This is a genomic window from Devosia sp., from assembly GCF_028290645.1.
GTDB lineage: Bacteria > Pseudomonadota > Alphaproteobacteria > Rhizobiales > Devosiaceae > Devosia_A.
Window position 1 is genome coordinate 1 of the sequence record NZ_JAQGJL010000292.1, and the last position, 5334, is coordinate 5334.

Here is a 5334-nt window from a genome sequence, read left to right on the forward strand (position 1 = left end):
TCATCGGATCAGATGGCGCCATTCCTTGGCGCTTGCCCAGCGATTTCGCGCATTTCAAGCGTACGACCATGGGCAAGCCGCTGATCATGGGACGCAAGACGTTCGAGAGCATCGGCAAGCCCCTGCCGGGGCGGACCAATATCGTGGTGACGCGACAGCGGGGCTATCAGCCGGACGGCGTGCTGGTGTTCGACAGCCTTGCCGCGGCGCTCGACCACGCGCAGGCGATCGCCGCCGCCGATCGGGCCGATGAAGTAATGATCGGAGGCGGTGGCGAAATCTATCGTGAGGCAATGCCCGTGGCCGAGCGACTTTACGTCACACACGTGGCAGCCTCCCCGAAGGGGAGCGTCCGGTTTCCGCCCATTGATCCCAAGCAATGGCAAGTAGAAGCGGAGCTCGAAGTGTTGCGCACAGAACGGGATAGCGCTGACTTCGCGGTAAAGGTCTATCGCCGGCGCGGTCCTGAGGCACGTTGATCGCGGGGAGGCGCTTCCCTATATAGGGCGGCAATCGATAGTCCGGCTGAAAGGTGGCGTATGCCCTGGGACAATAATACGGGTGGAGGAGGTCGCAATTCTAACAATGGCGGTCCCTGGGGTCAGACGCCTGGTGGTGGAGGGGGTGGACGTCGCGGCGGTACCCCGAACCTCGAAGAAATTCTGTCCCGCGGACGTGACCAACTCCAAGGCGGTATGCCGGGCGCGCGCTGGATCATCGTCGGCGTTGCCGCGGCGCTGGTCGTCTTCTGGTTGATCAACTCGATCTACACCATTGATCCTCAGGAAGTCGGCGTCGAAACGACGTTCGGCAAGCCTAGCGATCAACTGAGCACTTCGGGGCTGCATTTCCTGTGGTGGCCGGTTCAGACCGTCGAACGCGTCAGCGTTACGGAGAACAAGACGGAGATCGGTTCGTCGACCAGCCGTACCGGCAGAAGTGATGACGGCGTCATGCTGACGTCCGACCAGAACATCGTCAGCGTCAAGTTCGCGGTCCTGTGGACCATCGAAGACCCGAAGGCCTACCTGTTCAACGTGAAGGACCCCGACGATATGGTGCGCGCCGCCGGCGAGAGCGCCATGCGCGAGGTCGTGGGACGCAGTCCCGCGCAGGAGATTTTCCGTTCCGATCGCGCAGGCATCCAGACCGAGGTGCAGCAGATCATCCAGACGATCCTCGACTCCTACAAGGTCGGGGTTCACATCGACCAGATCACGATCGAGAACGTGGCGCCGCCCGCTGAAGTTGCCGACGCCTTTGCTGAGGTGCAGCGCGCCCAGCAGGACCAGCAGAAGTACCAGGAAGACGCCCGGAACTACGCAAACACGTTGCTGGGCAACGCGAACGGCCAGGCTGCGGCGATCCGTGAAGACGCGGCAGCGTATAAGAACCGCGTGGTTCAGGAAGCCGAAGGTGAGGCGGCTCGTTTCACCTCGGTCTACGAACAGTATGCCAAGGCTCCCGAGGTGACTCGCAAGCGACTCTATCTCGAGACGATGGAGCAGGTGCTGGGCGATTCAACGAAGGTTATCGTCGAGCCGGGCTCGACGGGATCGGGTGTGTTGCCATATCTGCCGCTGCCGGCGCTCCAGAGCGCGCCCGCTCCTGCGGCGACGACGTCGACGACGCCTGCCGGGGGTAACTGAACATGAACCGTCTAGTCGTGCTCGGCATCGGTGCCGTCATCGTCATCTACCTGCTGTTCTCGTCGATCTACGTGGTCAACGTTCGCGAGCAGGCCATCGTCCTACGCTTCGGTCAGATCACCGACGTCCGGAAGGAACCCGGTATCTACTTCAAGCTGCCGACATCCCTGGTCGATACCGTTCAGATCATTGAAGACCGGCTCCTGCGCTATGACATCGCAAACCTGCAGTTGCAGGTCAGCGACGGCGCAACCTACGTCGTCGATGCGTTCCTCACCTATCGCATCACCGACCCGGTGAAGTTCCGCGAAAGGGTGCAGGGCGAAATCGGCCTCGCCGAACAGCGCATCTCGACACGTTTCGATGCGGCGCTTCGCCAGGTGTATGGCCTTCGCAAGTTCGATGCCGCGCTCTCGGCCGAGCGGCCGGCCATGATGCGGGAAGCCCGCGACCTGATCCGGCCCGGCATGGCTGAACTCGGGATCGACGTGACCGACGTGCGCATCCTTCGCACCGACCTGATGGAGGACGTCTCCAAGCAGACGTTCGAACGTATGTCGGCCGAGCGTAACGCCGAAGCGGCACGCATCCGGGCGGGTGGCCAGCAGGCTGCCCAGTCGCTGAAGGCCATCGCGGATCGCCAGGCCGTGGAGATCGTCGCTGCGGCGCGGCGCGACAGCGAAATCCTCCGAGGCGAGGGTGAAGCGCAGCGTAGCCAGGTGTTCGCCGACGCCTACAACAAGGACCCGGAGTTCTTCGAGTTCTATCGTTCGCTGCAGGCGTATCGTACCTCGCTCGGGGCTACCGGCACGACCATGGTGCTATCGCCGGATTCCGAGTTCTTCCGCTACTTCAAGAACGAGAATCCCGATGGCCTGAAGACGGCTGCCGGACCCGCGACGACGTCGGCTCCGGCTACGCCGGTGGTCGAAGCGCCTGCTGCAAACTCCGCCACTCCGGTACCTGCGGCGAGCGAGCAACCAGCGCCAGCGGCGGCGCCTGCGGAGCCTGTACCTGCGCCCGCTGTGACTACGCCGCCACCGGCGGCTGCGCCGACGCCTGAGACTGCGCCGGCCACGCCTGCGGCGCAGTAGTGACCGAGCTCTTCTCGGCGTTGGCGCTCGTGCTGGTCCTTGAAGGGCTCGCCTACGCGGCGTTTCCCGAGCAGATGAAGAAGATGCTGGCATCGATCCAATCGATGCCAGCATCAACCATTCGTGCGGCAGCGTTGGCTTGCGCCGGGGTCGGACTTGTTCTCTTGTGGCTGATGCGCGGCTGAGCTGACGTTCGCCGCGCATGAGTCGCTGTGGGAGAAGTCGATGCGTGCTGCCGGTCGGATTTTGCGGTCACTGGCCATGGCCGGGCTGTTGGCTTTGCCGGCGCAGGTTCTGCCCGCGAGCGCGCAGGGGCCGGAATCCGTCGCCGCGCTGGCCGAGAAGCTCTCCCCGGCGGTGGTAAATATCGGCACCTCACGCAAGGTACCGGGCGGCAGCGGGGTGCCGTTCCCCGATCTGCCGGATGGTTCGCCGCTCGAGCAGTTTTTCGATGAGCACAACCCGAACAACGGGCTGGGCGAGGAGCAGATGCAGGAGGCTCGCAGCCTCGGCTCCGGCTTCATTATCTCCGCCGATGGCATCGTGGTGACCAACAACCACGTCATCGAGGGCGCCGAAGAGATCGAGATCTATTTCACCGACGGCACCAGGCTTCCGGCCAAGGTTGTCGGCAGCGACGACAAGACGGACCTCGCAGTGCTGAAGGTCGACGCCGGGCGCGATTTGCCCTTCGTCGAGTTCGGCGACAGCGACGGTGCGGTGGTCGGTGACTGGGTGATGGCGATCGGCAACCCGTTCGGGCTCGGCGGATCGGTGACGCTGGGCATCGTGTCGGCGCGGAACCGCGACATCCAGTCGGGGCCGTACGACCAGTTCATCCAGACCGACGCAGCGATCAACCAGGGCAACTCGGGCGGTCCTCTGTTCGACATGAACGGCAAGGTGGTCGGGATCAACACGGCCATCATCGCGCGGGGCGGCTCATCGCTGGGGATCGGCTTTGCGGTGCCGGTCAACCTGGCCCGGCCGGTGATCGACCAGCTGGCGCAATTCGGCGAAACCCGGCGGGGCTGGCTCGGCGTCGGCATCCAGGAGGTCAGCGACGACATCGCGGGCAGCCTGGGGCTCACGAGTACGGCGGGGGCGCTGGTGATCGACGTCACCAAGGGCGGTCCGTCCGAGGGCCAGGTGCTGGAAGGCGACATCATCCTCGAATTCGACAGCAAGCCGATCGCGCGGATGCGCGACCTGCCGCGGGTTGTCGCCGAGACCGAGGTCGGCAAGGCCGTGCCGGTGAAGATCCTGCGCGGCGGCGTCGAGAGGATGCTCAGCATCACACTGGGCCGCCTCGAACTGGGCGAGCAACTGATTGCCAGCAACAACGCCACGCCCACGCCCACTCCGGCGCCGGAAGCGGTGGCCGTGGAACCGGAGGCGCCGCCGCAGGGACTGCCTGAGATCGTCGGGTTCGACGTTGCGGTGCTCGATGAAGCCAAGCGGGCCGAGTTCGGCATCGCGCCGGAAGAGAACGGGATCGTCGTCACCAGCGTGAAGAGCGGGAGCGACGCGGATCAAAAGGGTTTCATCGCCGGGCTGATCGTCACCGAGGTGAACCAGAAGGAGATCGCGACGGTCGACCAGCTCACCGAACTGGTAGGGCAAGCCAAGGAAGCCGGGCGGCCGGCCGTCTTGTTCAAGGTGACCGACCCGACCGGCTCCAGCCGGTTCATCGCGGTGCGACTAGGCTGACCGGCACCTCGCGCGGCGCCGGGCTGGCGATGCGGTAGAGGACGTGCGGGCGGAGCTGGTGCCCATCGGGAATGTCGGGGTGGAGGAAGTCGGCTTCGGGGTCGTGCACCATGCCGATCTTTTCCATGACCCTGCGGCTCGGCGCGTTGCCCTCGTAGGTGATGGCAACCACTTCCGTCAACCCAAGCGTGCCGAAGGCGAAGTCGAGCATCGCAAGGGCGGCCTCCGGCGCATAGCCCTTGCCCCAGTACTGCTGGCCAAGCTGCCAACCGATTTCCACCTCCGGAGCGCCGGGGATGGCAGCGCGGACAGCCTCACTGAACGGGGCCATGCCCAGCATCCCGAGGAAGCGGCTATCGGCCTTGCGCTCGAGGGCGAGAAAGCTGAAGCCAAGCACGGCGAGACGCTGGATCGCGCGATCGATCCCCGCCGAGGCATCCTCGAAGGTGCCGACCGAGGGGAAGAACCGGCGCACCGCGGGATCGCCGATGATCTCGGCATAGAGCCCCTTGTCCGCCTCCCGCCATTCCCTGAGGACGAGCCGCTCCGTCTCGAGCCTCACCTGACGATGTCCTCGTCGGTGAAGCCTTGCAGGTAGAGCAGGGCGGTGAGGTCGCCGTGATCGATGCGAACAGCGGCCTCGGCTGCGACGTGCGGCTTGGCGTGTAGCGCGACGCCGAGGCCTGCGGCCCTGATCATATCGAGGTCATTCGCGCCATCTCCGACCGCCATGGTGGATGACATAGGGAGGTCACGTTCCGCGGCCAGTTCCTGCAGCCGGTTCAGCTTGGTCGACTTGTCGACGATGGGGCTCGCGACGGTACCGGTCAGCCGGTCGCCGTCGAATTCGAGCACATTGGCGATCGCCTCGTCGAATCCGA

7 protein-coding genes are annotated in these 5334 nt (G+C 64.8%); 5 read left to right on the forward strand and 2 right to left on the reverse strand.

The genetic code is table 11. From position 1 onward, the window contains the following. Positions 1-2: 2 nt before the first annotated feature. The 5 genes from JWQ89_RS15690 to JWQ89_RS15710 are packed head-to-tail and all read left to right on the forward strand — an operon-like array spanning position 3 to position 4453. Positions 3-479: a dihydrofolate reductase gene (locus tag JWQ89_RS15690; RefSeq protein WP_299642467.1), complete on the forward strand. Its 477-nt coding sequence runs from the start codon at positions 3-5 to the stop codon at positions 477-479. Between the two features lie 60 nt (positions 480-539). Further along, positions 540-1649 (forward strand): FtsH protease activity modulator HflK, encoded by a 1110-nt coding sequence (gene hflK / locus JWQ89_RS15695; RefSeq protein ID WP_299642468.1) that lies wholly within the window; start codon positions 540-542, stop codon positions 1647-1649. A gap of 2 nt (positions 1650-1651) precedes the next feature. Next, positions 1652-2743, forward strand: a complete 1092-nt coding sequence (locus tag JWQ89_RS15700) for a protease modulator HflC (RefSeq protein WP_299642469.1) — start codon at positions 1652-1654, stop codon at positions 2741-2743. Continuing rightward, positions 2743-2928, forward strand: a complete 186-nt coding sequence (locus tag JWQ89_RS15705) for a DUF2065 domain-containing protein (protein WP_299642470.1) — start codon at positions 2743-2745, stop codon at positions 2926-2928. Before JWQ89_RS15700 ends, JWQ89_RS15705 begins: the two co-directional genes overlap by 1 nt. A gap of 40 nt (positions 2929-2968) precedes the next feature. Further along, positions 2969-4453: a Do family serine endopeptidase gene (locus tag JWQ89_RS15710; protein ID WP_299642471.1), complete on the forward strand. Its 1485-nt coding sequence runs from the start codon at positions 2969-2971 to the stop codon at positions 4451-4453. Here JWQ89_RS15710 and JWQ89_RS15715 read toward each other — a convergent pair. Together JWQ89_RS15715 and JWQ89_RS15720 are read right to left on the reverse strand one after the other, a co-directional pair. After that, complete coding sequence (locus tag JWQ89_RS15715; protein WP_299642472.1) at positions 4431-5015, reverse strand: GNAT family N-acetyltransferase; 585 nt, start codon at positions 5013-5015, stop codon at positions 4431-4433. The two genes, JWQ89_RS15710 and JWQ89_RS15715, sit on opposite strands and share 23 nt — an antisense overlap. Next, positions 5012-5334: HAD hydrolase family protein (locus JWQ89_RS15720; protein ID WP_299642473.1), on the reverse strand; the 323-nt coding region annotated here is incomplete at its 5' end. The genes JWQ89_RS15720 and JWQ89_RS15715, both read right to left, overlap by 4 nt.

What these genes read in the sequence shown, in the direction of transcription:
- hflK (WP_299642468.1), top strand. Translation starts at nt 540, where the DNA reads ATGCCCTGGGACAATAATACGGGTGGAGGAGGTCGCAATTCTAACAAT.
- JWQ89_RS15700 (WP_299642469.1), top strand. Translation starts at nt 1,652, where the DNA reads ATGAACCGTCTAGTCGTGCTCGGCATCGGTGCCGTCATCGTCATCTAC.
- JWQ89_RS15710 (WP_299642471.1), top strand. Translation starts at nt 2,969, where the DNA reads ATGCGTGCTGCCGGTCGGATTTTGCGGTCACTGGCCATGGCCGGGCTG.